The organism is Achromobacter sp. FW305-C-30-7 (assembly GCF_058783105.1).
Genome location: NZ_JBYSYI010000001.1, coordinates 13654 through 40406 on the forward strand (window position 1 = coordinate 13654; position 26753 = coordinate 40406).

Consider the following 26753-nt stretch of genomic DNA (forward strand, 5'->3'; position numbering starts at 1 on the left):
TAGATGCCAGACAAGAAAAAGCCCCGCAGGGTTGCTGCGGGGCTTTGTGTTGCCGTCAGGGTCAGATGTGCGTGATGAACTTCGTGACCAGGTAGCCGTCGAACGTTTCCAGGCCGCCTTCGCTGCCGATGCCGCTGTCCTTGATGCCGCCGAAGGGCGTCTCGGCCAGCGCGCTGCCGAAATGGTTGATGTTGACCATGCCGGCTTCCAGGCCGTTGGAGACCTTGGTGGCCGTCTGCAGCGAGTTCGTGAACACGTAGGACGACAGGCCGAAGGGCAGGCTGTTGGCGCGGCGCAGCACTTCATCGGTATCCGTGAAGCGGACCACCGGCGCGACCGGGCCGAAGGGCTCTTCGGTCATCAGCATGGAGTTGTCGGGCAGATCGGTCACGACCGTGGGGGCGAAGAAGAAGCCCTTGCGGTCCAGCGGGCCGCCGCCGACCACGACCTTGCCGCCATGCTTCTTGGCGTCGTCGATGAAGGCGCTCATGGCGGGGACGCGGCGCTCGTGCGCCAGCGGGCCCATGTCGGTGCCTTCTTCCAGGCCGTCGCCGACCTTGATGTTCTTCAGCACTTCGGAGAAGCGCGCAAGGAACTGTTCGTAGGCGCCGTTCTGGACGTAGAAGCGGGTGGGCGACACGCACACCTGGCCAGCGTTGCGGACCTTGAACTTGGCCAGCATGGTGGCGGCGCGGTCGATGTCGGCGTCGTCGAACACCAGCACGGGCGAGTGGCCGCCCAGTTCCATCGTGACGCGCTTCATGTGGGCGCCAGCCAGCGCGGCCAGCTGCTTGCCCACCGGCACGGAGCCGGTGAACGACACCTTGCGCACGATCGGCGAACGGATCAGGTAGTCCGAGATCTTGGCGGGCTCGCCCCAGACGATGTTCAGGCAGCCCTTGGGCAGGCCGGCATCATGGAACATGCGGGCAATCGCCATGACAGCGCTGGGCGAGTCTTCAGGACCCTTCAGCACCACCGTGCAGCCGGCGCCGAGCGCGGCGGCGATCTTGCGGATGGCCTGGTTGTACGGGAAGTTCCAGGGCGTGAACGCGGCGCAGACGCCGATGGGTTCGCGCACCACGAACTGGCGCACGTCGGGATTACGCGGCGGGACCACGCGGCCGTAGATGCGGCGGCATTCCTCGGCGTGCCAGTCGGCGTGTTCGGCGCAGGAGGTGACTTCGCCCACGGCTTCGGCCAGCGGCTTGCCCTGGTCCAGCGTCATGTTGCGGCCGATTTCCTTGGCGCGCTCGCGCGACAGCGTCGCGACCTTGCGCAGGATGGCCGAACGGTCCATGGGAGAGGATTTCTTCCACGACTCGAACGCGCGCTGGGCGGCGGCTAGCGCGCGATCCAGATCCGCTTCGGTGGCGTGGGGCAACTGGCCGAGAACTTCCAGCGTGGCCGGGTTGATGACGTCCTGGGTGCGCCTGCCCTCTCCGGCGACGAATTCGCCGTCGATATACAGCGCCAACTGTTCATACATGCCTGTCTTCCCTTGCGAAATAGGAGTGGATAGCGATCACTGTCGCCCATGCCAGTCTAAACCAGCTTGTCCGTGGCGGGGAGGGCCAATGGCCGGCGGCGCATTGGAGCCAATCTGCCGGCGCAAGTCTTGCGTGCCCGCGCCGGCATGGACAAAATGGTGCATCTTTGGCTGTCTATCCGGCTACTCATTGTGCAACCCGTCGATGCGCGTCCGCCCAGCAAGCCCAGTTTCTACTCGCGCGTCTTTTTCCGCTTCATAGATTGGTTGCGCAATCGCATCGCCCAGGCCTCGCTGGTCGGCGACCGTCCCATTTTCGACAACGGCCAGTTTCCCTGGGTAGCCGCGCTCGAGGCCCAGGCGCCTGCCATCCGCACTGAACTGGCGGGCCTGCTCTCCGAGCGCCAGCACCTGCCCGCGTTTCACGAAATCTCGCCCGATGTGGGCCAGATCACCTCGGACGACCAATGGAAGACCTTTGTCTTCATGGGTTACGGCCTGCGTTCCGAACGTAATCTGGCCCGGTGTCCCGCCACGGCCCGGGCGCTGCAGGGGATCCCGGGCATCCGCACGGCATTCTTCTCCATCCTGGAGGCCGGCAAGCGCATCCCCCTGCACACGGGTCCGTACAACGGGGTCCTGCGCCTGCATCTGGGGCTGGTGGTGCCGGAACCGGCCGAGCAATGCTGGATCGAGGTCGGGGGCGAGCGCTACAGCTGGCGCGAAGGCCGGGCGGTGGTGTTCGACGACCTGTACCCGCACCAAGTGCACAACGACACTGCCGGCTTGCGCGCCGTGCTCTTCGTGGACTTCGAGCGCCCCTGCCGCGCTCCGGTAAAATGGCTGAACCGCCTGGTGCTCATGGCCGCGCCGTTCACGGACGAGATCCGTCGCGGCAAGGCCAATCATGACGCCTGGGAGAAGGGCTACTACCGCCAGAAATAGGGGGCGGATAGCCTCGGTCCACCCCTTTCCCAGGGGGAGCGTGGCTTTTGTGGGTTATCCACACAAAGTGCTTGCGCTCAAAAACTAACCACGTTAGAATTATCAGCTTTCCCAGATTGTCGATCGAGTTGGCCCGCGCCTATGCAGGTTAGCCCGACGTGTTGGGGGAATACCCGCAGGATTTCAACCCAGGGTCGTTGCGTTGCCAACCAGTTGCGTGAGTAGGGCGAAAGCTCAAGACATGCCAACACAAAAGCAGGGCGGCAGACCTGACGGGACCAAAACTGGCAGGAATTGCAGTGTTCCCTTGTTGGGAAAACCGTATTTCCAGTTAAGTTGGAACAGGAAAAATCATGATCCAAATGCAGACCACGCTGGATGTGGCCGATAACACTGGTGCGCGTCATGTCATGTGCATTAAGGTGCTCGGTGGCTCCAAGCGCCGTTATGCCGGTATCGGCGACATCATCAAGGTGAGCGTCAAAGATGCGGCTCCGCGCGGACGCGTCAAGAAAGGCGAAATTTACAATGCCGTGGTGGTTCGTACCGCCAAGGGCGTGCGCCGTAAAGACGGTTCGCTGATTCGTTTCGGTGGCAATGCCGCCGTGTTGCTCAACGCCAAGCTGGAGCCCATCGGCACCCGCATCTTCGGACCCGTTACGCGCGAACTGCGTACCGAGAAGTTCATGAAGATCGTGTCGTTGGCCCCGGAAGTGCTGTAAGGAGCCCTACGATGAACAACATTCGTAAAGGCGACGAAGTCATCGTCCTGACCGGCCGCGACAAGAAGCGTCGCGGTACCGTGCTGGCGCGCGTCGATGCCGACCACGTTCTGGTCGAAGGCGTCAACGTCGTCAAGAAGCACGTGAAAGCCAACCCGATGGCTAACAACCCGGGCGGGATTGTCGAAAAGACCATGCCGATTCACATCTCGAACGTCGCGCTGTTCAACCCGGCCACCGGCCGTGGCGATCGCGTGGGCGTGCAAGAAGTCGAAGGCCGCAAGGTTCGCGTGTTCCGTTCCAATGGTGCCGTTGTCGGCGCCAAGGCGTAAGGGGCGATAGACATGTCTCGTTTGCAAGATCTCTACAAGAGCAAGGTCGCTGCCGACCTGCAAGCCAAGTTTGGCTACAAGAGCACGATGGAAGTGCCGCGCATCACCAAGATCACCCTGAACATGGGTGTGTCGGAAGCGGTGTCGGACAAGAAAGTCATCGAGCACGCTGTTGGTGACCTGACCAAGATCGCCGGCCAGAAGCCCGTCGTGACGAAGACCAAGAAGGCTATCGCCGGGTTCAAGATCCGCGAAAACTACCCGATCGGTTGCATGGTCACGCTGCGCGGTCAACGCATGTACGAATTCCTGGATCGCCTGGTGGCGGTTGCGCTGCCTCGCGTGCGCGACTTCCGCGGTATCTCGGGTCGTGCGTTCGACGGCCGTGGCAACTACAACATCGGGGTGAAGGAGCAGATCATTTTCCCCGAAATCGAGTACGACAAGATCGACGCGCTGCGTGGGCTGAACATCAGCATCACCACCTCCGCGAAGACCGACGAAGAAGCCAAGGCGCTGTTGACGGCCTTCAGCTTCCCGTTCCGTAACTAAGGGGCTGATGACGTGGCTAAACTTTCCCTCATCAATCGCGACATCAAGCGCGCCAAGCTGGCTGACAAGTTCGCTGCCAAGCGCGCTGAGTTGAAGGCGATCATCGACGACCAGTCGAAGACCGACGAAGAACGTTACCAAGCTCGGCTCAAGCTGCAACAGCTGCCGCGCAATGCCAACCCGACGCGTCAACGTAACCGTTGCGTGGTCACCGGTCGTCCGCGCGGTGTGTTCCGCAAGTTCGGCCTGACGCGCCACAAACTGCGTGAAATGGCGATGAAGGGTGAAATCCCCGGCATCACCAAGGCCAGCTGGTAGGAGAAACAATATGAGCATGAGCGATCCCATCGCCGATATGCTGACCCGCATTCGCAATGCGCAGCAAGTGGACAAAGTTACGGTGAACATGCCCTCCTCGAAGCTGAAGGCGGCCATTGCCGCTGTGCTGAAGGACGAAGGCTACATCGACAGCTTTGAAATCAAGGGCACCCAGGCCAAGCCTGAGCTCGAGATCACCCTGAAGTACTACGCTGGCCGTCCGGTTATCGAGCGCATTGAACGCGTGTCGCGCCCCGGTCTGCGTATCTACAAGGGCCGTACCAGCATTCCTCAGGTCATGAACGGCCTGGGCGTGGCTATCGTTTCGACCTCGCGCGGCGTCATGACCGACCGTAAGGCTCGCGCCAACGGCGTCGGCGGCGAAGTGCTGTGCTACGTGGCCTAAGGAGAAATTCGAATGTCACGTATCGCTAAGTATCCGGTCGAACTGCCCAAGGGTGTCGAAGCTGACATCAAGCAGGATCAGATCACCGTCAAGGGCCCGCTGGGCAGCTTGACCCAAGCCCTGACTGGCGACGTCACGGTTGCGTTGGACAACGGCAAACTCACGTTTGTCGCCGCCAACGAAAGCCGTCACGCCAACGCCATGTCGGGTACCGTGCGCGCTCTGGTGGCCAACATGGTCACCGGCGTGAGCAAGGGCTTCGAGCGCAAGCTGACCCTGGTTGGCGTGGGTTACCGCGCCTCGATCCAAGGCGATGCCGTTAAGCTGCAGCTCGGTTTCTCGCACGACGTTTTGCACCAGTTGCCGGCCGGCATCAAGGCCGAGTGCCCGACCCAGACGGAAATCGTCATCAAGGGCGCCAACAAGCAAGTCGTCGGTCAGATGGCCGCTGAAATCCGCGCGTACCGCGAACCCGAACCCTACAAGGGCAAGGGCGTGCGTTACTCGGACGAACGCGTCGTCATCAAAGAAACCAAGAAGAAATAACGGCGCACGCAAGGACGAATCATGGACAAAAAAGTTTCCCGTTTGCGTCGTGCGGTTCCGACCCGCCGGAAGATCAACGAGCTGCGCGTTCATCGCCTCTCGATTTTCCGCTCGAACCAGCACATCTACGCCAACATCATTTCGCCGGAAGGCGATCGCGTTCTGGTCAGCGCCTCGACGGTCGAAGCCGAAGTGCGCGCGCAACTGGCCGGCCAAACCGGTCAGGGCGGCAACAAAGCCGCTGCGTCGCTGGTTGGCAAGCGCGTGGCCGAAAAGGCCAAGGCTGCCGGTATCGAACTGGTCGCTTTCGATCGCTCGGGCTTTCGTTACCATGGCCGCGTGAAAGCGCTGGCCGATGCCGCGCGTGAAGCCGGCCTGAAGTTCTAAGCGAGGATCTGTCAAATGGCTAAAGTACAAGGCAAGAACGCCGCGGAAAAAGAGAACGATGACGGCCTCCGCGAAAAGATGATCGCGGTCAACCGCGTGAGCAAAGTGGTCAAGGGTGGTCGCACCATGAGCTTTGCCGCGCTGACCGTGGTTGGCGATGGCGATGGCCGCATCGGCATGGGTAAGGGCAAGGCGCGTGAAGTGCCGGTGTCCGTTCAGAAGGCTATGGAACAAGCCCGCCGCGGCATGTTCAAGGTCGCTCTGAAGAACGGCACGCTGCACCACACCGTGGTTGGCAAGCATGGCGCCGCTACCGTGCTGATCTCGCCCGCTGCTGAAGGTACCGGCGTTATCGCTGGCGGCCCGATGCGCGCTATTTTTGATGTGATGGGTGTGCGTAACGTGGTTGCCAAGAGCCTGGGCTCGAGCAACCCCTACAACATGGTTCGCGCCACGTTGAACGGCCTGCGCGCCTCCATGACCCCGGCTGATGTTGCTGCCAAGCGCGGCAAGTCGGTCGAAGAAATCCTGGGGTAAATCATGGCTCAGAAGCAGATCAAAGTGACCCTCGTGCGCTCGGTGATCGGTACCAAGCAATCGCACCGTGATACGGTTCGCGGTTTGGGCTTGGGTCGCATCAACAGCAGCCGCGTGTTGGTCGATACGCCCGAGGTGCGTGGGATGATCCGTAAGGTGGATTATCTCGTTTCCGTCTCGGAAGCCTAAGGAATCACCATGTCGGATATGCAACTTAATTCGCTGAAGCCCGCTGAGGGCAGCAAGCACGCCAAGCGCCGCGTCGGCCGTGGCATCGGTTCGGGTCTGGGTAAGACCGCCGGCCGTGGTCACAAGGGTCAGAAGTCGCGCTCGGGCGGTTTCCATAAGGTTGGCTTCGAAGGCGGTCAAATGCCGCTGCAGCGTCGTCTGCCCAAGCGTGGTTTCACCCCGCTCGGCCAGCACCTGTACGCCGAAGTCCGTCTGTCGGACCTGCAAGCCCTGCCCATCGACGAAGTCGACGTGCAAGTGCTGAAGGCCGCTGGCGTGATTGGCCAGGCGGTTCGTTACGCCAAGGTCATCAAGTCGGGTGAACTCTCGCGCAAGGTCGTGCTCAAGGGCATTACCGCGACGGCCGGCGCTCGCGCCGCCATCGAAGGCGCGGGCGGCTCGCTTGCTTGATCACGAGGTGACGAGTGGCTAACGCGCAGGCATTGGGCAAAACCGGAGCACGGTACGGCGATCTGAAGCGCCGCCTCGTGTTCCTGGTGCTCGCCCTGGTGGTTTACCGTTTGGGTACACACATCCCCGTACCGGGCATCAACCCGGATGCGCTGGCGGACTTGTTCCGTCAGAACCAGGGCGGGATCCTGGGCCTGTTCAACATGTTCTCGGGCGGGGCGCTCTCGCGCTTCTCGATTTTTGCCCTGGGGATCATGCCGTACATTTCGGCATCCATCATCATGCAGCTGATGTCTGTGGTGGTGCCGTCGCTGGAATCGCTCAAGAAAGAGGGCGAAGCCGGCCGTCGGAAGATCACCCAATACACCCGCTACGGCACGGTCGTGCTGGCGCTGGTGCAGGCTGTGGGCATTTCGGTAGCGTTGGAGTCCCAGCAGGGACTGGTGATCGATCCGGGCATGCTGTTCCGCTTCACGACCGTCGTGACCTTGGTCACCGGCACCATGTTCGTCATGTGGCTGGGTGAGCAAATCACGGAACGTGGTCTGGGCAACGGGATTTCCATCCTGATCTTCGCAGGTATCGTTGCGGGTCTGCCCGCGGCGCTGGCTGCACTGTTGGACCTGGTCCGCACCAACTCGATGTCCGTGCTTTCCGCACTGTTCATCGTGGCTCTGGTGGTGCTGGTTACCGCTTTTGTGGTGTTCGTGGAACGCGGACAGCGCAAGATCACGGTGAACTACGCCAAGCGTCAGGTCGGCAACAAGGTCTACGGTGGTCAAAGCTCGCATTTGCCGCTGAAGCTGAACATGGCAGGGGTGATTCCGCCGATCTTCGCGTCGTCGATCATTCTGTTCCCGGCCACGATCACGAGCTGGTTCTCCAGCAGTGAGAACATGCGCTGGCTTAGCGACCTGGCTGCGGCCCTGTCGCCTCGTCAACCGCTCTACATCACGCTGTACTCGGTCGCGATTATTTTCTTCTGCTTTTTCTACACGGCTCTGGTGTTCAACAGCCGCGAAACGGCGGACAACCTGAAGAAGAGTGGTGCGTTTGTTCCGGGCATCCGTCCGGGCGAACAAACAGCGCGCTACATCGACAAGATCCTGATGCGTCTGACGCTCGCAGGTGCCATCTACATCACGTTGGTGTGCCTGTTGCCGGAATTCTTGGTGATGCGCTGGAACGTTCCTTTCTACTTCGGTGGTACGTCCCTGTTGATTATTGTGGTGGTGACGATGGATTTCATGGCACAGGTTCAGGCCTACATGATGTCTCACCAGTACGACTCGTTGCTCAAGAAGGCTAACTTCAAGGGCGCGGGTTTGCCGATGCGGTAAGCAAAAGAATGTCCAAGGACGACGTCATTCAGATGCAAGGCGAGGTTCTTGAGAACCTCCCGAACGCGACATTTCGCGTCAAGCTCGAAAACGGCCACGTGGTGTTGGGCCATATTTCCGGCAAGATGCGTATGCATTACATCCGGATCCTGCCGGGTGACAAGGTCACAGTGGAGCTCACGCCCTATGATCTGACGCGAGCCAGGATAGTTTTCCGCTCCAAATGAGCGGAACCGGATTACGGAAAATTAGGAGTCAACCATGAAAGTAATGGCATCGGTTAAGCGGATCTGCCGCAACTGCAAAGTTATCAAACGTCACGGCGTGGTGCGCGTTATCTGCACCGACCCGCGTCACAAGCAGCGTCAAGGCTAACTCGGGTTAGCGACTACGCAACAGATTTATTCAAGGAATAGTCATGGCCCGTATTGCTGGCATTAACATCCCGCCGCAACAGCACGCCGAGATCGGACTGACCGCCATTTTTGGCATTGGTCGTACGCGCGCTCGCAAGATTTGCGAAGCGGCAAACGTACCCTTTGACAAAAAGGTCAAGGATCTGAACGACGCTGAATTGGAACGCGTCCGCGAACATGTTGGTCTGTTCACGGTTGAAGGCGACCTGCGTCGTGAAGTACAGCTCTCGATCAAGCGTTTGATCGACCTGGGAACCTACCGCGGTATGCGTCACAAGCGCGGTTTGCCCGTGCGCGGCCAGCGCACTCGCACCAACGCCCGGACCCGCAAGGGCCCGCGTCGTGCTGCTGCGTCCCTGAAGAAATAATCGAGGAACTGGATTATGGCGAAAGCTTCCACCAGCGGCGCTTCGCGCGTGCGCAAAAAGGTCAAGAAGAACGTCTCGGACGGCATCGCGCACGTTCACGCTTCGTTCAACAACACCATCATCACCATCACCGACCGTCAGGGCAACGCACTGTCGTGGGCCACGTCGGGCGGTGCTGGCTTCAAGGGCTCGCGCAAGTCGACCCCGTTCGCCGCGCAGGTCGCTGCTGAAACGGCTGGCCGCGTCGCGCTGGAGTACGGCATCAAGACGCTGGAAGTGCGCATCAAGGGCCCCGGCCCCGGTCGCGAATCGTCGGTCCGCGCTCTGAACGCGCTGGGCATCAAGATTTCGTCCATCGCCGACATCACGCCCGTTCCGCACAACGGCTGCCGTCCGCCGAAGCGTCGTCGTATCTAAAGGGAATCCACATGGCACGTTATATTGGACCCAAATGCAAGCTCTCGCGCCGCGAGGGTACTGACCTGTTCCTGAAGAGCGCCCGTCGCTCGCTGGATTCCAAGTGCAAGCTGGATTCCAAGCCTGGCCAACACGGCCGCACTTCGGGTGCCCGCACTTCCGACTACGGCCTGCAGCTGCGCGAAAAGCAAAAGCTGAAGCGCATGTACGGCGTGCTGGAAAAGCAATTCCGCAAGTACTTCGCTGAAGCCGAGCGCCGCCGTGGCAACACCGGCGAAACGCTGATCCAGCTGCTGGAATCGCGCCTGGACAACGTCGTCTACCGCATGGGCTTCGGCTCGACGCGCGCCGAAGCTCGCCAGCTGGTGAGCCACCGCGCCATCGAACTGAACGGCCACACGGCTGACATCGCTTCGATGCTGGTCAAGGCTGGCGACGTCGTGTCGATCCGCGAAAAGGCCAAGAAGCAAGGCCGCATCAAGGAATCGCTCGATCTGGCCACCAGCATCGGCATCCCCCAGTGGGTGGAAGTCGATACGACCAAGTTGACCGGTACGTTCAAGTCGGCCCCCGATCGCGCTGACGTCGCTCGCGACATCAACGAATCGATGGTCGTCGAACTGTACTCGCGTTAATCAGGCCTGCCGGCGCTACCTTCGCAGTGCGCCGGCGAGCTGGTCTCGCGACCCGTTTGCACGCTCCGCAGCAGCCCGCTTTCCGCTTTTTGGCGGAGCGGGCTTTGCGGTAAGTATCGGCCGGTGTTTTGGCGCCGTCCGCGTTTCAAGTTTCACCCTGTCCATCAGCCTTATCGGTGTAACGAGCCGAGGGTATTGAAAAGGAACACAGTAAATGTCCACTCAAGGTTTCCTGAAGCCGCGCTCCATTGAAGTCGAACCGGTCGGCACGCACCATGCCAAGATCGTGATGGAGCCGTTCGAGCGTGGCTACGGTCACACGCTGGGCAACGCCCTGCGCCGCATCCTGCTGTCTTCGATGACCGGCTACGCGCCGACCGAAGTCCAGATGACGGGCGTGGTGCACGAATACTCGACCATCCCGGGCGTTCGCGAAGATGTCGTCGACATCCTGCTGAACCTGAAGGGCGTGGTCTTCAAGCTGCACAACCGCGACGAAGTGACCCTGGTCCTGCGCAAGACTGGCGCGGGCACCGTGCTGGCCAGCGACATCGAGCTGCCGCACGACGTCGAGATCATCAACCCCGGCCATGCCATCTGCAACCTGACGGACGCAGGCAAGCTGGAAATGCAGATCAAGGTCGAAAAGGGCCGCGGCTACGTGCCGGGCAACGTGCGCGCGCTGTCGGAAGACCGCACCCACACCATCGGCCGCATCGTTCTGGACGCCTCGTTCAGCCCGGTCCGCCGCGTCAGCTACGCCGTTGAAAGCGCCCGCGTGGAACAGCGTACCGACCTGGACAAGCTGGTCCTGGACATCGAAACCAACGGCGTGATCTCGCCCGAGGAAGCGGTGCGCCAGTCGGCCCGCATCCTGATGGACCAGATCTCGGTCTTCGCCGCCCTGGAAGGCGCAGGCGATTCGTACGAAGCCCCGGTCCGCGGCACGCCGCAGATCGATCCGGTGCTGCTGCGCCCGGTCGACGACCTGGAACTGACCGTGCGTTCGGCCAACTGCTTGAAGGCCGAAAACATCTACTACATCGGCGACCTGATCCAGCGTACCGAAAACGAGCTGCTCAAGACCCCGAACCTGGGTCGCAAGTCGCTCAACGAGATCAAGGAAGTCCTGGCCGCACGCGGCCTGACGCTGGGCATGAAGCTCGAAAACTGGCCCCCGCTGGGCCTGGAGCGTCCCTAAGTCTTGCAAGGGTGCCGCGCCTGAAAAGGGGCGGTTCCCGCGGGCAGCCGGCCTTGCGCCGGCTGGTTTGCGAAATCGTCGTAAAATGCACCGTTTTCTACCGGACCGCGGCCTGATTGCAGGTTGATAGAAGAGCCGGCAACCCGATGGCGACAGCCATCTTTAGATTCAAAGGAAACTTATCATGCGTCACGGTAATGGCTTGCGTAAGCTCAACCGCACCAGCAGTCACCGTCTTGCCATGTTCCGCAACATGGCCGTTTCGTTGATCACCCACGAAGCCATCAAGACCACGCTGCCGAAGGCGAAAGAATTGCGCCGCGTCATCGAACCCCTGATCACGCTGGGCAAGGAGCCCACCCTCGCGAACAAGCGTCTGGCTTTTGCCCGTCTGCGCGATCGCGATGCCGTGGTGAAGCTGTTCGCCGAAATCGGCCCGCGCTACGCGGCCCGTAACGGCGGCTACACCCGCGTGCTGAAGATGGGCTTCCGTCAAGGCGACAACGCTCCCATGGCTTTCATGGAACTGGTTGACCGTCCGGAAGTTGATGAAGCCGCTGAGGACAGCGCCGAATAACTTCGGTAGCTCGATAAGCGACAAGGGCGGGTCTTCGGACCCGCCCTTGTTTTTTTTGTGCAGCCGCCGCGCGCTACGAGGCGTGCAGTTCGCCCCGCAATTGCGCCGCCGTTGCGACCAGCGCTGCCGCGTCGGGCTGGGGCGGCATCTTGAAAGTCAGGTCCTGCTGCTCGATGTATTGGGTGGACGTGACGTCCTGCGGATGATGCATGGGGATGACGTGCGCATGCGCGTGCGCCACGTGGATGCCAGTGAAGGCGAAGCCCACGCGCTCCACGTCATACAGGCGCTTCATGTGACGCCCGAGCCTCTGTCCCAGGTTGAGGATGCTGCCCGCCAGGTCGGCCGGCATGTCTTCGTAATAGGGATAGTGCTGCTTCGGGATGATGAGCGTGTGCCCGGGGCGCACCGGATGGATATCGAGAAACGCCAGCAGGCGCTCGTCTTCGTGGATCACGTGCGCAGGGATTTCGTGGCGGGCGATGCGGCAGAACAGGCAGTTATCGGACATGCGTGCCTCGGTGGGAGCGGCGGCGCGTTCAGGCCCGGCGGATCCGGTCGATGGCCGCAATACCGATAAAATACCCTGAGTTATGTCCCATACGGGTATCCCGAGGAGCTTCCATGTTGCGAGATGACGACGTTGTGCTGGTCATCAGCAATGCGCCCGACCTGCTGCTGGCCAAGCGGATTGCGCATATCCTGGTTGAAGACGGCCTGGCCGCTTGCGTGAACCTTGGCGCGCCGGGCCTGTCCATCTACATGTGGAAAGGAGAGGTCGAAGGGGCGGAAGAAATCCCCATCCACATCAAGACCACATACGCGCGCCACCAGGCTGTAGTGCAGGCCCTGGCGCAGATGCATCCCTACGATGTGCCCGAGATCATCGTGCTGCCCGTCATCGGCGGCGCCGCGCCCTATCTGGACTGGGTGCGTGAGCAGACGGCCGTCACGCAGAACAAGAGAGACTGATGTTGCAACTAGCCGGTATCGGCGCGCCCCGGCGCGAGTCCTGCGCGTCACGCGCCTTCTTCAGGCATCTTGCAGCCTTGCTGGCCATGATGCTGCTGTTGCTGGGCTGGCAGGCGGCCGCGCGCGCCGAGGCCGAGTTCCTGGATCCTGAGAAGGCCTTCGCGTTCAGCGCCCAGATGGTGGCGCCCGATACGCTGGAAATGCGCTACCGCGTCGCGCCCGGCTATTACATGTACCGGGAACGCTTCGGCATCACCATCAGTCCCATGGGCGCCGCCACCCTGGGCGAAGCCGTCTATCCCAAGGGTGAGGTCAAGTACGACCCGACCTTTGAAAAGGACATGGAGGTCTTTCACCAGGACGTGGTGATCCGCGTGCCGGTGACCGCAGGCGGACAGCCTTTCACCCTGACCCTGACCGCGCAGGGCTGCGCGGACGCGGGCCTGTGCTATCCACCCATGGACAGCAGTGTGAAATTGACCCCGGTGGCTGGCGGCTACGCGCTGGCTGGTCCGGGAGGAAGCCCCGCGGCTGCATCGGGTACCTCGGGCGGCCTGGGCGCGCTGGTCAATGCCGGCGATACCGGCCTGGCCGACGCGCTGGGCGGGCTGGGCTGGGTCAAGACCGCTGGCGTGTTCCTGGTGCTGGGCCTGCTGCTGGCCTTCACGCCCTGCGTGCTCCCCATGATTCCCATCCTCTCGTCCATCGTGCTGGGCGGCGCGGCGCAGGCCAAACCGTCGCGCGGCCGCGGCCTGGCGCTGGCCGCGACCTACGTGCTCGGCATGTCGGTCGTTTACACGGCCCTGGGCGTGGCCGCAGGACTGAGCGGAGCGGGACTCGCTGCCTGGCTGCAGACGCCGTGGATCCTCACGCTCTTCGCGATACTGCTGGCCGTGCTGGCGCTGGCCATGTTCGATGCCTTCACGTTCCAAATGCCGGCCGGCGTTCAGGGTTGGCTGTCGCAACGCTCGGCGCGCATCCCGGGCGGGCGTTACACCGGGGCGCTGGTGATGGGCGCCTTGTCGGCGCTGATCGTCGGGCCCTGCGTGGCCGCGCCGCTGGCCGGCGCGCTGCTGTACATCTCGCAGACCGGCGACGTGGTGCTGGGCGGATCGGCCCTGTTCGCGATGGCGTGGGGCATGGGCGTGCCGCTGTTGATCGTGGGCGCGTCCTCGGGCGTCTTGCTGCCCAAGGCCGGTCCCTGGATGGACGGCGTGAAGCGTCTGTTCGGCATGCTGTTGCTGGCGACCGCCTGGTGGATGCTGATCCCGGTGGTGCCGACCTGGGTGCAGATGACGGGCTGGGCCTTCCTGGCCGTGGTGGGCGCCGTGATGCTGCGGGCTTTCGATGCCTTGCCGGAAGGCGCGGGTTCGGCACGCATGTTCGGCAAGGGCGTGGGCTTGTTGCTGGCGCTGGCGGCGGCGGCCTGGCTCATCGGTGCGGCCAGCGGCGGGCGCGACGTGCTGCAACCCCTGTCGCACCTGGCAGCGCGTGCCGGTGCGCCTGCTGGCGCGAGTGCCGCCACGGCGGCCAACAATGGCGAGGTGCATTTCACCCGCGTGCGCAACAACGCCGAACTGGACGCCTTGCTGGCGCAAAGCAGCCAGCCTGTGATGCTGGATTTCTACGCCGACTGGTGCGTGTCGTGCCGCGAGATGGAGCGCTTTACGTTCACCGATCCGGGCGTCGCGCAGCGCATGTCGGGCATGTTGCTGGTGCAGGCCGACGTGACCGCGAACAACGCCGACGACCGCGCGCTGCTCAAGCGCTTCCGCCTGTTCGGCCCGCCGGGCATCATGTTTTTCGAACCGGGAGGCAAGGAATTGCCCGAGGCGCGCGTGGTGGGCTTCCAGGACGCCAAGCGCTTCACCGAATCGCTGGACAAGGTGCTGGTGCGCTGAAGCGCCGCGCGCTTGCCGCAAGGCTGATCTGCAATACATGAAGGCCGCTGCACGGATGCATCCGCGCAGCGGCCTTTTGCTTTGCCGGTTCTAGTCCTGGCGCGTCGCGCGCGCGTCGCGGTTCTGCCAACCCAGCTCCGCCGAGATGGCGTCGGCGCAGCGCTTGATGTCGTCGATCAGCGGACTGCTCCAGCGCACGTCGAACACGCCGGCCGCGCCGATCGCGGTGATCGCGAGCACGACGTTGCCGTTCGAATCGAACACGGGCGCGCTCAGGCCATTGATGCCGGGGATGGGATCGCCGACGGCGCGGGCCACCCCTCGCTGACGGACTTCACGCAGGGTCCGTTCGAATTTCTCGGTCTGGCCCAATGAAGGCACCGCGCCCAGGCGCAGATGGTCTTCGTGCAGCAGGCTTTCGATCTTCTTCGGCGGCAGCAGCGCCGCGAATACCTTGCCCGTCGCGGTGTTGGTCAGCGACATGACCGTGCCGGTGCGCATGTTGACGTGGATGGGGTAGTTGGATTCGTGCAGATGCACGATGACCGGCCCGAGGTTGCCGAGCACCGCGATAGCGATGGTCTGGCCGGTTCTTTCGGCGAATTCGCGCGTCATCGGGATGGCGATCTTGATGGGATCGAGCCGGTGCAACGCAGCCAGGCCCAGCTGCAGCGCGAGCGGACCCAGTTCATATTCGCCGCTGTTCGGGTCCTGTCTGACCAGGCCCAGATTGCCATAGCTGACGAGATAGGCGTGGGCATTGGCGCCAGACATGCCGGCGGCCTTGGCCAGCGCGCCCAAGGGCAGCGAGGACGAATGTTCCAGCAGCGCCAGCAGGATCTTGCCGCCGACTTCGATGGACTGGATGCCGCGCCTGCGCGGCGGCGAGGCGGGCGTGCGATCGGCAGTGCGCTTGCCGGAGCTGGGTCTGGTGGCCATTTTCTTTTATCGAATGTGATTGCCTATGTTAGTACTTTCGCTAATCGTGAACCATATTGACATTATCAAATGCGTTCTCTACAGTCGAAAGAATAAGAAGGCCGCCCCGGTTTCGCGATCGGGAGCAGGCCACCCCCCAAGGGTATGGAGACAACGTGGAAGATTCTCGTCAATACGACTGCGACGTGTTGGTGGTCGGGTCGGGCGCGTCGGGCATGGCTGCCGCAATCACCGCGGCGACGTCAGGCCTGAAGGTCCTTATCGTTGAAAAAGAGCCGCGCTTTGGCGGCTCCACCGCGCGTTCGGGCGGCTGGCTGTGGATACCGGGCACATCGCTGGCCAAGGTGCAGGGCATCCATGAAACACCGGACGAGGGGCGCGCTTATCTGCGCCACGAAGCCGGCAGCAGCTACAACGCCGAACGCGTCGACGCGTTTCTCGAACATGGCCCGCGTGCCGTGGATTTCTTCACATCCAACACCGAAGTGCAGTTCGACATGCCGCTGGTGTTTCCCGACTATCACGCGGAAGCGCCCGGCGGAAAGCAGGGCGGCCGCTCGATGGTGGCGCGGCCTTACGATGGCCGCAAGCTCGGCGCGCACGTACGGGACCTGGCGCCCGCGCTGCCCGAACTGACGGTGTTCGGCATGATGCTGGGCTCGGGCAAGGAGATCGTGCATTTCATGCGCGCCACCCGCTCGCTGGCTTCGGCCTGGTACGTGGCCAAGCGCCTGACGCGGCATTTCCTGGACGTGGCCAAGCATGGGCGCGGCATGACGCTGACCAACGGCAATGCGCTGGCGGGACGCCTGGCCGCTTCCGCGTTCAAGCTGGGCGTTCCCCTGTGGCTGAATGCGCCGGCCAGGTCGCTCATCATCGAGGATGGCGCCGTGCGCGGCGCGGTGGTGCAGCGCGACGGCGCGACCGTGCGCGTGCGCGCCGCGCGCGGCGTGGTGCTGGCATCCGGCGGTTTTCCGTATGACATCGAACGCCGCAAGCAGTTGTACGCGCACGCGCCCAACGGCACGGAGCACTACTCGCCATCGCCCGCGGGCAACACCGGCGACGGGCTGCGCCTGGCCGAGAGCGCGGGCGGGCAGGTGAATACGACGCTGCCCAATGCGGCCGCATGGGTGCCGGTGTCCGTCGTCACGCGTAAGGACGGCAGTCCGGGCTACATGCCGCACTTCATCGACCGCGCCAAGCCGGGCGTCATTGCCGTTACGCGCAACGGCCGCCGCTTCGCCAACGAGGGCAGTTCGTATCATGACTTCGTGCAGGAGATGGTGCGCGCATGCGAGGGGCAGGGCGATACCTGCGCCTGGCTGATCTGCGACCACAAGACCCTGCGCAAATACGGCCTGGGCAGCGTCGCGCCATTCCCGCTGCCCATCAAGCGCTATCTGGATACGGGCTATCTGACGCGCGCCGCGTCGGTGGCGGAACTGGCGCAGAAGACCGGCATCGATGCCGGCTGCCTGCGCCAGACGGTCGAAGCGTACAACCGCGAGGCCGCGCTGGGACGCGATCCGCAATTCGGCAAGGGTAGCAAGGCCTACAACCGCTATCAGGGCGATGCGCTGCACGGTCCGAACCCGTGCGTGGCGCCGATAGTGAAGGGACCGTACTACGCGATCAAGGTCATGATCGGCGATATCGGCACGTTCGCCGGCCTGAAGGTGGATGGCCAAGGCCGCGCTTTGAACGAACTTGGCGCCGTCATCCCCGGCCTGTACGCCGTGGGCAACGATGCCTGCAGCATCATGGGCGGCAACTATCCCGGCGCCGGCATCACCCTGGGGCCGGCGCTGACCTTCGGCTACATCGCGGGACAGAGCATCGCCGCCGCCGGCAAAGCCGCGTCGGGCAGACCGGCAGCGGGCGTGCCGGCTGCAGACGCCTCCGCGCAGGCGGCTGCATGAGCGCCGCGCCGGCGGGGCTGCTGCAGGGCAAGCTGGCCCTGGTGACGGGAGCGGGGCAGGGCAACGGACGAGCCCTGGCGCTGGGCCTGGCGGCCGCGGGTGCGCGCGTGGTGACGACCGACGTGCAGGCCGACAACGCCATGCAGACGGCAAGCGCCATCATCGCCGGGGGCGGCGAGGCCTGGAGCCATGCGCTCGACGTGACGGACCCCGAGGCCTGCGCGGCGGTGGCGGCGCAGGTCCAGCTGGAAGTGGGGCCGATCGATGTGCTCGTCAACAATGCCGGCATCTTGATCCGCGAAGGCATAGACAGTCCGCGCGCCGCCGAGAACTGGCGCCGCGTGCTGGACGTGAACCTGAACGGCAGCTTCAACATGATCCATGCCTTCCTGGGAGCGCTGCGCGCCACGCGCGGCGTCATCATCAACGTGGGCTCGATCGCGTCATTCGCGGGGGTGGGCGCTACCCTGGGCTACTCGCCCTCCAAGGGCGGCGTGAAGATGATGACGCAGGCCATGGCGCGCGATCTTGCGCCCGACGGCATACGGGTCAACGCGATCGCGCCGGGCGTCATCGAAACGCCGATGACGCAGTACACGCGGGACGACCCGGCCCGGCTGGCGAATTTCATGCAGCGCATACCGCTGGGACGGGTGGGACAGCCCGAGGACCTGGTGGGCCCCGCTGTATTCCTGGCTTCGCCGATGGCGCGGTACGTGACAGGCGTGTCGCTGCCGGTGGATGGCGGCTACCTCGCGGTATAGCGGCGGACGCCGTGCGCCAAGCAGGCGGAAGAATCATCGACGTGCAGCACATCTGAAAAACACTGGAGACAACGATGAAAGCAACGGGGATTTTTTCCACCTTGTCCAAGGCGGCCGTCTTGTGCGCGCTGGCTGTGGGTGCGCAGGCCTACGCCCAGGACATCAAGATCGGCTTTAACGGCGACCTGTCGGCCTCGCCGTCCGCGCAAAGCGGACAGGCCGCGGTGCTGGGCCTGCGCACGGCCATCGACGACATCAATGCCAACGGCGGCCTGCTCGGGCGCAAGCTGGTACTGGTGGTGCGCGACGACCTGTCGCAGCCGCCCAAGTCGATCCAGAACATGACCGACCTGATCGATAACGAGAAGGTCGTGGCCATCGTCGGCCCCACCAATTCGGGCAATGCGCTGGCCTGGAAGCACATCCCGAACCAGAAGAAGATTCCCGTCATGGGCGCCATCGGTTCCGGCACCGACATCACCAAGCCCATGCGCGCTGGCGCCGACAACTACATGTTCCGCGTCGGCATGGTGGATCGAGAACAAGTGGACGGCGTGATCGGCTACCTGAAGAAAAATCCCAAGGTCAAGAACGTGGGCTTCATGATCGAGACCACTGGCTACGGCCAGAGCGCGCTCAAGGACCTGGAGGAAGTCGGCGCGGCGCAGGGCGTCAAGGCCGTGGCGGTCGAGAAGTTCGGCGTGGCCGATACCGACATGACGTCGCAGTTGAACAAGCTGAAGGCCGCAGGCGTGGATACGGTGGTGATCTGGGCGCAGAGCACGCCTATCGCCCACGTGTTCCGCAGCATGGAGAAGATCAACTGGTTTCCGTTGACGCTGACCTCTTGGGCCGCGGACAACATCGCCTTCTACGACACGGCGGGCAAGACCTTGTCGGAGAAGCCCTTCTTCCTGCGCACCATCACCGACAACCGCACGCCCGCGCAGCAGAAGCTGTATGACCGCGTATCGGCCAAGATGACCTCGCCCACCGCGTTCGGCTTCCTGGCGCATGCGTATGACGGGATGAACCTGCTGGGCATGGCGATCAAGCAGGCGAACTCTACCGATGGCGACAAGGTGCGCCTGGCGCTGGAGAACCTGGATGGCACCTATGAAGGCGCGATGAAGACCTACACCAAGCCGTTCTCGGCCACGACGCATGACGCGCTGCTGGTGAGCGACTACAAGTGGGCACATTGGCAGGACGGCAAGCTGGTGCCCTATGCGGACGACGTGACCGTCGCCGTTGCCAAGTAGAAGCAGGACAGCGACAGGGATAGGGAGCCGTCATGTTGGCGACATTGTTGCAGGCGCTCGTCAGCGGGCTGGCCGTGGGAGGCGCGTATGCGCTGGTGGCGCTGGGTTTCAGTATCACGTTCACCACCACGCGCACGCTCAATTTCGGACATGGGGAGTTCGTGTCCGTGGGCGCGTTCATCGGGGTCGGTGCCTTGTTCCTGTTGGCCGGCAAGCCGGTCACCACCGCGGCCTTCACGGGCCTGGCGCTGAGCGGCTGGGAGTATCTGCTGGCCGGGCTGGCGGCGGTGCTGGTGATGGGCTTGTTGGGCGTGTTGCTGTACGTGTTCGGTGTGCGGCCATTCGCTTCGCGGCCGGGCATGGCGTGGGTCATGAGCACGCTTGGCTTCGGCATACTCCTGCAGAGCGCCGCGTTCGCGGTTTGGGGGCCGGCGCCCGTCACGGTGCCCGCGCCCTTTGGCGATGAGGTGATCCGCGTGTTCGGCGCAGGCGTGCGCAGCCAGGAGCTGCTGCTGCTCGCGGTGGCGGTGGCCGTGATGGTGTTGTTCGACCGGATCATGAACCGGACCATGCTGGGCAAGGCGATGCGGGCGGTGGCCGCCAATCCCGCGGTGGCCAACCTGATGGGCATCAATGTGAACGCGGTAATGACCGGGGCCTTCTTCGCCAGCTCGGCGCTGGCCGGGTTGGCGGGGTTTCTGGTTGCGCCGATCACGTCGGCCTCGATTTTCATGGGCCTGGCGATTGGCCTCAAAGGCTTTTCCGGCGCGATGATAGGCGGCCTGTCGAATCCGCGCGGCTGCGTGCTGGGGGGATTTGTGCTGGGGCTGCTGGAGTCCTATGTCAACCTCTGGCAGTCGCAATGGCGCGAGGTAGCGATTTTCGGGCTGGTGATCCTGGTGCTGGCGGTCAGGCCTACCGGCCTGTTCGGCAAGCGCCTGGTGGAGAAGGTATGAACCGGCACGGGCAGTCCTTGATTACCGTGGCGTTGGCGGCGGCGCTGGCCGCATTCGCGGCTCTCGTGGACAACGACTACTACCTGCGCATCGTGTTCATGGCCTGCGTGTACTACCTGTGCGCGGCGGGCGTGAACGTGCTGGTGGGCTATGCGGGGCAGAAGTCGTTGGGCCAGGCGGGACTGTTTGCCGCCGGCGCCTACACGGCGGCCTTGTTGACCTCGCGCTGGCAGGTCGATCCCTGGCTGGCCTTGGCGGTGGCGCCCGTGGTGGCTGGGGTGTTCGGCGTATTGATCGCCTTGCCGTCGCTGCGCGTGAAGGGGCCTTACCTGGCCATGGTGACGCTGGCCTTCGGTATCGTGATGGAGAAGATCGTCACCGAATGGGTGGACGTGTTCGGCGGCCCTTCGGGCCTGTTCGGCATCATGCCGCTGACCTGGGGCGGGAACGCATTCACCAATCAGCAGTGGGTGTGGTTCGCGCTGGTGCTGTGCGTGGCGACGCAGCTGTTGTTGCGCAACGTGCTGGATGGGCGCTTCGGGCGTGCGCTGCTGTCGGTGCAGGCCGACGAGATCGCCTCGTCCTCCGTCGGGGTGCGCGTGTATCGCGCCAAGGTCATCGCGTTCGTGGTGGCGGCGGTGACTTGCGGCATCGCGGGCGCGCTGGTGGCGCAGCAGAACCAGTACATCAACTCGGATTTCATCGGCTTCAACCTGTCGATCTTCATCCTGCTGCTGGTGCTGTTCGGCGGGGCGGGATCGAAGGCGGGGCCGGCAGTGGGCGCGATCGCGCTGACCATTATCGACGCGCTGCTGGCACGCTGGCCGTCGGTGCAACACTTCTTCTACGGTGCGTTGCTGTTGTTCGCGCTGTACTTCATGCCGGGCGGCGTGATGGGGCTGTTCTCGCGCCGCGCGCGGCGGGTGGCGGACGCACGGCCGCAAGGAGCGGGCGAGGCCGCGACGCCGGCCGTGGCCAAGCCGGCGGCCCCAGCGCAGGAGGATCTGCTGCTGGTGGTGGAGAGCCTGTGCAAGGCCTATGGCGGCGTGAAGCCGGCGCAGGACATTTCCTTCTGCCTGCGGCGCGGCCACGTGCACGCACTGATCGGGCCGAACGGCGCGGGCAAGAGCACGCTCATCAACATGCTCAGCGGCGTGGTGCTGCCGGACGCGGGCGTGGTCCGCTTCCAGGGCACGGACATCGCGGGCGAGCGGCCGCACGTCATCTGCAAGCTGGGCATAGGCCGCAGCTTCCAGAACCTGCGCCTGTTCGGCGAGCTGTCGGTGCTGGACAACGTGCTGCTGGGCCGCCACAGCCGCATGAAGAACGGTTTCTGGGCGTCGCTGCTGGGACTGCCCGGCGCGCGCGCCGAGGAGCGCCGCGCGCGCGAACACGCCTACCGGCTGGTGCGCATGGTAGGGCTGGAGCATCTGGCCGATACGCCGGCGGGCAGCCTGCCCTACGGCTTGCAACGGCGCGTGGAACTGGCGCGCGCCTTGGCGACCGAGCCGACCCTGCTGCTGCTGGATGAGCCGGCGGCGGGCCTGAATCCGCAGGAGACTGCGGAGCTGGGCGAACTGCTGGTGCGCGTCGGCGCGTCCTGCGGCATCACGCTGTTGATGGTCGAGCATCACATGGACCTGGTGATGGCGATCTCGGACCACGTGATCGTGCTTGACTACGGCATCAAGATCGCCGAGGGCAAGCCCGCGCAGGTGCAGGCGGACAAGCGCGTGATCGAGGCGTATCTCGGAACCGGCATGGCCTGAGGCCAGGCCATTTGCGTATGAACAGGCCGTAGACGATGCTGAAACTAGAATCCGTGCAGATTTCGTATGGCGCCATCCAGGCGGTGCGCGACGTGTCGCTGGAGATCCGCGCGGGCGAGATCGTGACCATCATCGGCGCCAATGGCGCGGGCAAGAGCACGCTGTTGAAGGGTGTGGCGGGCCTGGAGCCCTTGCAGGGCGGACGCGTGACCTTCGACGGACGCGACATCACGCAGGTGGCGGCGCATCAGCGCGTGGGCCTGGGTCTGGCGCTGTCGCCGGAAGGGCGGGGCGTGTTCGCGGACCAGACGGTCTACGACAACCTGGTGCTAGGCGGCTATACGCGGCGTAGGGACTCCGCAGCCGTGGCCGCGGGCGTGGAGCGCGGCTACCGGCTGTTTCCGCGGCTGCGCGAACGGCGTGAGCAACTGGCCGGCACGCTGTCCGGCGGCGAGCAGCAGATGCTGGCGATGGCGCGCGCCCTGATGAGCGAACCGCGCCTGCTGTGCCTGGACGAACCGTCACTGGGGCTGGCGCCCCTGATCGTGCAGGACATTTTCGCGGCCATCCGCAAGCTGCGCGACGACGGCCTGACCATCGTCCTGGTGGAGCAGATGGCCAACCAGGCGCTGGGCGTGGCGGACCGGGCCTATGTGCTGGAGACCGGGCGCATCACATTGAGCGGTACGGGCGCGGAACTGCTGCGCGATCCCAACGTGCGTGCGGCCTACCTCGGCGCGCATTGAGTCCGGCACGCAGGCGCGATACCATGTCCGCAGCGCCGCGTGGGCGGCGCACTCCACTCCCTTCCAGGCCGGCGCCCGTGACGTCCCCGACAGTTGATGCAAGCCAGGACCGCACAGGTCTTATCTATCTTCAATTGATGTTCGTCATGGCCACTTGGGGCCTGAACATCGTCTCGGTCAAGTACCTGACGCTGCACATGGATGTGCAGGCCCTGGCCGCCGTGCGCATCGTCATTGCGTTCATCACCGTCACCCTCATCATCAAGGCCCGCCGTGGCCGCATCCCCAGGCTGGGCCGTGCTGAACTGGGCTGGGTCGCGCTGGCGGGATTCCTGGTCGTGTATGCCCACCAGATGGCGCTGGTGACAGGCCTGCGGGTGTCGTCGGCGGCGAACGGTACGCTCATCATGGCGACCAGCCCCTTGCTGTCGGCGCTGCTGGCCGCCATCTTCTATCGCGAGAGACTGACGCTGGTGCGTATCGCCGGCGCCTTGCTGGGCCTCTTGGGCGTGGGCATGGTGGTGGTCGGCAGCGGCGCGCAGATCGGCCTGACGGGCTGGGGCGACGCCATCGTGTTCGTGGCGGTGCTGGTGTTCGTGTGCGGCGGGCTGGTGATCCAGCGCATGTCGCGCAGCATGGATCCGCTGGGCATGCTCTGGTACATGTACCTGGCCGGCGGCCTGATGCTGGTGGTGCACGCGGCGCTGACGCCCGCGTCTTACCAAGGCGATACCTGGCAGATGACGTGGTGGCCGTGGCTGGTGCTGCTGTTCTCGGCGGTGATCGCCTCGGGCGTCAGCAACATCGTCTGGAATGCCGGGATTGCGCGGCTGGGCATCAGCCGCGCCGCCTTGTTCGTGAACTGGCTGCCGATCTTCGGCCTGCTGTTCGCGGCCCTGTTCCTGGACGAGCACGTCACGCCCACGCACGTCGCGGGGCTGGCCTGCGTGCTGGCGGGAACCTGGCTGGGATTGCGGCGCGGGGCGCCGGTGGCGGGCCGCAGTGCGGCCGCAAAGACCTGAATGCAGCGGGCGTCGCGGGCGGCCTGCGTTGGCCGCGCCCGCGATGCCGTCAGCGCTTAGCGCTGGCTTTTCAACAGCTTCGCGGCTTCGATCGCGAAGTACGTCAGGATGCCGTCGGCGCCGGCGCGCTTGAACGCCAGCAGCGCTTCCATCATGACCTTGTCGTGGTCCAGCCAGCCGTTGGCGGCGGCGGCCTTGATCATGGCGTATTCGCCGCTGACCTGGTAGGCGAAGGTCGGCACGCGGAACGTGTCCTTGACCCGGCGCAGCACATCCAGATACGGCATGCCGGGCTTGACCATGACCATGTCGGCGCCTTCCTGCAGGTCGGCCGCGACTTCGCGCAGCGCTTCGTCGAGGTTGCCCGGGTCCATCTGGTAAGCCATCTTGTTGGACTTGCCCAGATTCGTGGCCGAGCCCACGGCATCGCGGAACGGGCCGTAGAAGGCGCTGGCGTACTTGGCGGAGTAGGCCATGATCTGCGTGTGGATGTGGCCCTTGGCTTCCAGCGCGCGGCGCACGGCGCCGATGCGGCCATCCATCATGTCGCTGGGGGCGACCATGTCGACGCCGGCCTCGGCCTGCGTGAGCGCCTGCTTGACCAGGATTTCCACCGTGGCTTCGTTGATGACGTAGCCGTTCTCGTCGATGACGCCATCCTGGCCATGGCTGGTGTACGGGTCCAGCGCCACGTCGCACAGGATGCCCAGTTCGGGGACCTGCTTCTTCAGTTCGCGCACCACGCGCGGGATCAAGCCATTGGGGTTGGTGGCTTCGATGCCGTCAGGCGTCTTGAGCGAGGGATCGATGGCGGGGAACAGCGCCAGCACGGGAATGCCCAGTTCCACACATTCCCGGGCCACGGGCAGCAGCGTGTCCAGCGAGTAGCGGACCACGCCCGGCAGGGACGGCACGGCTTGCTGCAGGCCGGTGCCTTCGGCCACGAACACGGGATAGATCAGATCGTTGACCGTCAGCGCGTTCTCGCGCACCAGGCGGCGGGTGAAGTCGTCGCGGCGCAGGCGGCGCGGGCGGGATACCGGGAATTCAGGGGAGATGATCTGCGGGTTCATGGTACGACCTTGGGAGAAATCCAGTTTTCTATATGCGCGCCCGCCTCTTCGAGGCCGATGCGTTCCGGCGCCGAGAAGGGGATGGTGTGCAAGGCGCCGATGTCGGCCAGGTCCTTGCGCACGGAGAACACGGTGCGCATGCGCTGGCCGTAAGGCAGCTTGTCAGCCTTGGTCAGCAATGCCAGCACCGGGCGTCCGGTGGGCGCGATGAAATTGGCGAGGCGGCGGTCCAGTTCGGTGACGCCGCGGCGGATGTCGATAAGCAGCACGATGCCGACCAGCGATTCGCGGTCGCGCAGATAGCCGCCCAGGATGTCGGCCCACTTTTCTTTCTCGTTGCGGGCCACGGACGCGTAGCCGTAGCCAGGCAGGTCGACAAGAAAACCGATGTGGCCTTCCGGATCCAAGGGGTCGGGCAGGCCGAACATATTGATCAAGCGCGTGCGGCCCGGCGTCTTGCTGGAGAAGGCAAGGCGGCGCTGGTTGCACAGCACGTTGATGGCCGTGGATTTACCGGCGTTGGAGCGGCCGACAAAGCAGACCTCGGGAGCGCCGGCGGCCGGCAACTGGTCGAGGCGAGCCGCGGAAGTGAGGAAAGAGGCGCGATGTAGGAGGGACACGGGTGGCTTTGGATACGGTTGGTTTCGAGCCCTATTGTATAATCCGGCGTTTGCAACAGTGGTCCCCGTGCGCGGAGCCGTCTTTTTTGCTTACTGTTTCGCTTGCTGAATGCTTTATCCGGCAAGTTCGCAGCAACATCGCAGGCAGGAAGGCAAAACAGGTTCGATACGGTATTCCAGGGTGTGCGGGCAGGCGTGGGCGCCTTTTTGCGCCTTGATCGATGCGATCGTCGAGGTCTTCATGAAGCGTGTGCTGTCCCGGATGTTGGTTGCGAGCGGGCTGTTGCTCGGCGCCTCCGCCTTATCTACTACGAGTTTCGCCGCCGAAGGCGCTGCGGGCCCGGTAAAACCAGATGCCGCCAAGGGCGGACAGCTGTTTGACCAGGGCGATGCGGCCAGGGGCATCATCGCCTGTGCGTCCTGTCATGGCGCGGCGGGCAATAGCACCATACCGGTGAACCCCAACCTGGCCGCGCAGTCCCACGAGTACCTGGCCAAGCAATTGGCGGACTTCCAGATCAAGCCTGGCGCCAAGCTGCCGGTGCGCAACGGCGCGGGCGGCAATCCCACCCCGATGACGGCCATGGCGCAGAATCTGACGCCCGCCGACATGCAGAACATCGCGCTGTACCTGGCGCAGCAGCCGCTCAAGGAGCCCGCCACGGCCGGCCAGGAGAAGCTGGTTGATCTGGGTCAAAAGATCTGGCGCGGCGGTTTGCCGGATCGCAAGGTTCCGGCGTGCGCCTCGTGCCATTCTGCCAATGGCGCAGGCATTCCCAGCCAGTACCCCCGGCTGTCGGGCCAGTTCCCCATGTACATCGAAGAGCAGCTGAAGCTGTTCCGCAGCGGCGACCGCAAGAACGACGTCATGTTCGCCATCGCGGACCGCATGTCGGACGCGGACATCAAGGCCGTGTCGGATTACGCCGCCGGCCTGCGGTAGGCGTCAGCCCGCCACGCGCGCGGCTGGTCCGCGTTCT

General features: G+C 64.0%; 35 protein-coding genes. 29 read left to right on the forward strand and 6 right to left on the reverse strand.

Annotated elements, in window-relative coordinates; all coding sequences use genetic code 11:
- Positions 1-61 precede the first annotated feature (61 nt).
- Positions 62-1489 (reverse strand): NAD-dependent succinate-semialdehyde dehydrogenase, encoded by a 1428-nt coding sequence (locus tag AC3WOB_RS00105; protein WP_013397008.1) that lies wholly within the window; start codon positions 1487-1489, stop codon positions 62-64.
- A 192-nt stretch (positions 1490-1681) separates the two neighbouring features.
- Here AC3WOB_RS00105 and AC3WOB_RS00110 point away from each other — a divergent pair, with 192 nt between their 5' ends.
- The 19 genes from AC3WOB_RS00110 to rplQ all read left to right on the forward strand — a co-directional run bounded on the left by AC3WOB_RS00110 (position 1682) and on the right by rplQ (position 11827).
- Positions 1682-2434 (forward strand): aspartyl/asparaginyl beta-hydroxylase domain-containing protein, encoded by a 753-nt coding sequence (locus AC3WOB_RS00110; protein WP_041656915.1) that lies wholly within the window; start codon positions 1682-1684, stop codon positions 2432-2434.
- A 353-nt stretch (positions 2435-2787) separates the two neighbouring features.
- A complete protein-coding gene (gene rplN, locus AC3WOB_RS00115) occupies positions 2788-3156 on the forward strand; it encodes a 50S ribosomal protein L14 (protein ID WP_006216531.1) in 369 nt (122 codons plus the stop codon).
- A gap of 11 nt (positions 3157-3167) precedes the next feature.
- Positions 3168-3488 carry a 50S ribosomal protein L24 gene (gene rplX, locus AC3WOB_RS00120; RefSeq protein WP_006389623.1) on the forward strand — a complete coding sequence of 107 codons (321 nt, stop codon included), beginning with the start codon at positions 3168-3170 and terminating at the stop codon, positions 3486-3488.
- A gap of 12 nt (positions 3489-3500) precedes the next feature.
- Positions 3501-4040, forward strand: coding sequence for a 50S ribosomal protein L5 (rplE, locus tag AC3WOB_RS00125; protein ID WP_013397006.1), 540 nt, complete (start codon positions 3501-3503; stop codon positions 4038-4040).
- Positions 4041-4052: 12 nt separating this feature from the next.
- Entirely contained in the window at positions 4053-4358 is a 306-nt protein-coding gene (gene rpsN, locus AC3WOB_RS00130; RefSeq protein WP_006216527.1) for a 30S ribosomal protein S14, read from the forward strand.
- Between the two features lie 10 nt (positions 4359-4368).
- Positions 4369-4764, forward strand: a complete 396-nt coding sequence (gene rpsH / locus AC3WOB_RS00135) for a 30S ribosomal protein S8 (RefSeq protein WP_006392029.1) — start codon at positions 4369-4371, stop codon at positions 4762-4764.
- Between the two features lie 12 nt (positions 4765-4776).
- A complete protein-coding gene (gene rplF / locus AC3WOB_RS00140; protein ID WP_013397005.1) occupies positions 4777-5310 on the forward strand; it encodes a 50S ribosomal protein L6 in 534 nt (177 codons plus the stop codon).
- 21 nt (positions 5311-5331) lie between these two features.
- On the forward strand, positions 5332-5697 hold the full coding sequence (gene rplR, locus AC3WOB_RS00145) for a 50S ribosomal protein L18 (protein ID WP_013397004.1): 366 nt from the start codon (positions 5332-5334) through the stop codon (positions 5695-5697).
- Positions 5698-5712: 15 nt separating this feature from the next.
- Positions 5713-6234, forward strand: coding sequence for a 30S ribosomal protein S5 (gene rpsE, locus AC3WOB_RS00150; protein ID WP_013397003.1), 522 nt, complete (start codon positions 5713-5715; stop codon positions 6232-6234).
- A gap of 3 nt (positions 6235-6237) precedes the next feature.
- Positions 6238-6423 carry a 50S ribosomal protein L30 gene (gene rpmD / locus AC3WOB_RS00155; protein WP_006216520.1) on the forward strand — a complete coding sequence of 62 codons (186 nt, stop codon included), beginning with the start codon at positions 6238-6240 and terminating at the stop codon, positions 6421-6423.
- A 9-nt stretch (positions 6424-6432) separates the two neighbouring features.
- Positions 6433-6873 carry a 50S ribosomal protein L15 gene (gene rplO, locus AC3WOB_RS00160; RefSeq protein ID WP_013397002.1) on the forward strand — a complete coding sequence of 147 codons (441 nt, stop codon included), beginning with the start codon at positions 6433-6435 and terminating at the stop codon, positions 6871-6873.
- 14 nt (positions 6874-6887) lie between these two features.
- On the forward strand, positions 6888-8213 hold the full coding sequence (gene secY, locus AC3WOB_RS00165; protein WP_013397001.1) for a preprotein translocase subunit SecY: 1326 nt from the start codon (positions 6888-6890) through the stop codon (positions 8211-8213).
- 8 nt (positions 8214-8221) lie between these two features.
- On the forward strand, positions 8222-8440 hold the full coding sequence (gene infA, locus AC3WOB_RS00170) for a translation initiation factor IF-1 (protein ID WP_003806927.1): 219 nt from the start codon (positions 8222-8224) through the stop codon (positions 8438-8440).
- Between the two features lie 34 nt (positions 8441-8474).
- Positions 8475-8588, forward strand: coding sequence for a 50S ribosomal protein L36 (rpmJ, locus tag AC3WOB_RS00175; RefSeq protein WP_003806928.1), 114 nt, complete (start codon positions 8475-8477; stop codon positions 8586-8588).
- A gap of 43 nt (positions 8589-8631) precedes the next feature.
- Positions 8632-8997 (forward strand): 30S ribosomal protein S13, encoded by a 366-nt coding sequence (gene rpsM, locus AC3WOB_RS00180; protein ID WP_006216517.1) that lies wholly within the window; start codon positions 8632-8634, stop codon positions 8995-8997.
- Between the two features lie 15 nt (positions 8998-9012).
- The gene (gene rpsK, locus AC3WOB_RS00185) at positions 9013-9414 is read left to right on the forward strand and encodes a 30S ribosomal protein S11 (protein WP_006216516.1); all 402 of its coding nucleotides are present in this window, start codon (positions 9013-9015) and stop codon (positions 9412-9414) included.
- An 11-nt stretch (positions 9415-9425) separates the two neighbouring features.
- Positions 9426-10049, forward strand: a complete 624-nt coding sequence (rpsD, locus tag AC3WOB_RS00190) for a 30S ribosomal protein S4 (RefSeq protein ID WP_013397000.1) — start codon at positions 9426-9428, stop codon at positions 10047-10049.
- A gap of 214 nt (positions 10050-10263) precedes the next feature.
- Complete coding sequence (locus AC3WOB_RS00195; protein ID WP_006216514.1) at positions 10264-11250, forward strand: DNA-directed RNA polymerase subunit alpha; 987 nt, start codon at positions 10264-10266, stop codon at positions 11248-11250.
- A gap of 184 nt (positions 11251-11434) precedes the next feature.
- Positions 11435-11827: a 50S ribosomal protein L17 gene (gene rplQ / locus AC3WOB_RS00200; protein WP_006389635.1), complete on the forward strand. Its 393-nt coding sequence runs from the start codon at positions 11435-11437 to the stop codon at positions 11825-11827.
- Between the two features lie 73 nt (positions 11828-11900).
- Here rplQ and AC3WOB_RS00205 read toward each other — a convergent pair whose 3' ends face one another.
- The gene (locus AC3WOB_RS00205) at positions 11901-12338 is read right to left on the reverse strand and encodes an HIT family protein (protein WP_013396999.1); all 438 of its coding nucleotides are present in this window, start codon (positions 12336-12338) and stop codon (positions 11901-11903) included.
- Positions 12339-12451: 113 nt separating this feature from the next.
- Here AC3WOB_RS00205 and cutA point away from each other — a divergent pair, with 113 nt between their 5' ends.
- Together cutA and dsbD are read left to right on the forward strand one after the other, a co-directional pair.
- Positions 12452-12799: a divalent-cation tolerance protein CutA gene (gene cutA / locus AC3WOB_RS00210; protein ID WP_013396998.1), complete on the forward strand. Its 348-nt coding sequence runs from the start codon at positions 12452-12454 to the stop codon at positions 12797-12799.
- Positions 12800-12885: 86 nt separating this feature from the next.
- On the forward strand, positions 12886-14700 hold the full coding sequence (gene dsbD, locus AC3WOB_RS00215; protein ID WP_167555711.1) for a protein-disulfide reductase DsbD: 1815 nt from the start codon (positions 12886-12888) through the stop codon (positions 14698-14700).
- A 90-nt stretch (positions 14701-14790) separates the two neighbouring features.
- Here the strand turns inward: dsbD and AC3WOB_RS00220 are convergent, their stop codons facing one another.
- On the reverse strand, positions 14791-15639 hold the full coding sequence (locus AC3WOB_RS00220) for an IclR family transcriptional regulator (protein WP_013396996.1): 849 nt from the start codon (positions 15637-15639) through the stop codon (positions 14791-14793).
- Positions 15640-15794: 155 nt separating this feature from the next.
- On the opposite strand from AC3WOB_RS00220, the gene AC3WOB_RS00225 reads away from it, so the two are divergent.
- From AC3WOB_RS00225 to AC3WOB_RS00255, 7 genes are all read left to right on the forward strand, one after another.
- On the forward strand, positions 15795-17561 hold the full coding sequence (locus AC3WOB_RS00225; RefSeq protein WP_013396995.1) for an FAD-dependent oxidoreductase: 1767 nt from the start codon (positions 15795-15797) through the stop codon (positions 17559-17561).
- The gene (locus AC3WOB_RS00230; RefSeq protein ID WP_013396994.1) at positions 17558-18325 is read left to right on the forward strand and encodes an SDR family NAD(P)-dependent oxidoreductase; all 768 of its coding nucleotides are present in this window, start codon (positions 17558-17560) and stop codon (positions 18323-18325) included. Before AC3WOB_RS00225 ends, AC3WOB_RS00230 begins: the two co-directional genes overlap by 4 nt.
- Before the next feature lie 74 nt (positions 18326-18399).
- Positions 18400-19587: an ABC transporter substrate-binding protein gene (locus AC3WOB_RS00235; protein ID WP_013396993.1), complete on the forward strand. Its 1188-nt coding sequence runs from the start codon at positions 18400-18402 to the stop codon at positions 19585-19587.
- A gap of 32 nt (positions 19588-19619) precedes the next feature.
- Entirely contained in the window at positions 19620-20543 is a 924-nt protein-coding gene (locus AC3WOB_RS00240; protein WP_013396992.1) for a branched-chain amino acid ABC transporter permease, read from the forward strand.
- Positions 20540-22312: a branched-chain amino acid ABC transporter ATP-binding protein/permease gene (locus tag AC3WOB_RS00245; protein ID WP_492273840.1), complete on the forward strand. Its 1773-nt coding sequence runs from the start codon at positions 20540-20542 to the stop codon at positions 22310-22312. The genes AC3WOB_RS00240 and AC3WOB_RS00245 overlap by 4 nt, the downstream gene beginning before the upstream one ends.
- A gap of 35 nt (positions 22313-22347) precedes the next feature.
- A complete protein-coding gene (locus tag AC3WOB_RS00250) occupies positions 22348-23058 on the forward strand; it encodes an ABC transporter ATP-binding protein (RefSeq protein ID WP_013396990.1) in 711 nt (236 codons plus the stop codon).
- 137 nt (positions 23059-23195) lie between these two features.
- The gene (locus AC3WOB_RS00255) at positions 23196-24080 is read left to right on the forward strand and encodes a DMT family transporter (protein ID WP_013396989.1); all 885 of its coding nucleotides are present in this window, start codon (positions 23196-23198) and stop codon (positions 24078-24080) included.
- Between the two features lie 56 nt (positions 24081-24136).
- On the opposite strand, the gene hemB is transcribed toward AC3WOB_RS00255, so the two are convergent.
- From hemB to AC3WOB_RS00270, 3 genes are all read right to left on the reverse strand, one after another.
- On the reverse strand, positions 24137-25153 hold the full coding sequence (gene hemB / locus AC3WOB_RS00260) for a porphobilinogen synthase (RefSeq protein WP_013396988.1): 1017 nt from the start codon (positions 25151-25153) through the stop codon (positions 24137-24139).
- The gene (gene yihA / locus AC3WOB_RS00265; protein ID WP_013396987.1) at positions 25150-25773 is read right to left on the reverse strand and encodes a ribosome biogenesis GTP-binding protein YihA/YsxC; all 624 of its coding nucleotides are present in this window, start codon (positions 25771-25773) and stop codon (positions 25150-25152) included. Before yihA ends, hemB begins: the two co-directional genes overlap by 4 nt.
- Positions 25774-25887: 114 nt before the next feature.
- Positions 25888-26016 carry a hypothetical protein gene (locus AC3WOB_RS00270; RefSeq protein WP_255509206.1) on the reverse strand — a complete coding sequence of 43 codons (129 nt, stop codon included), beginning with the start codon at positions 26014-26016 and terminating at the stop codon, positions 25888-25890.
- Between AC3WOB_RS00270 and AC3WOB_RS00275 the strand changes: the two genes are divergently transcribed.
- Positions 26015-26716: a c-type cytochrome gene (locus AC3WOB_RS00275; RefSeq protein WP_041656906.1), complete on the forward strand. Its 702-nt coding sequence runs from the start codon at positions 26015-26017 to the stop codon at positions 26714-26716. The two genes, AC3WOB_RS00270 and AC3WOB_RS00275, sit on opposite strands and share 2 nt — an antisense overlap.
- Positions 26717-26753 lie beyond the last annotated feature (37 nt).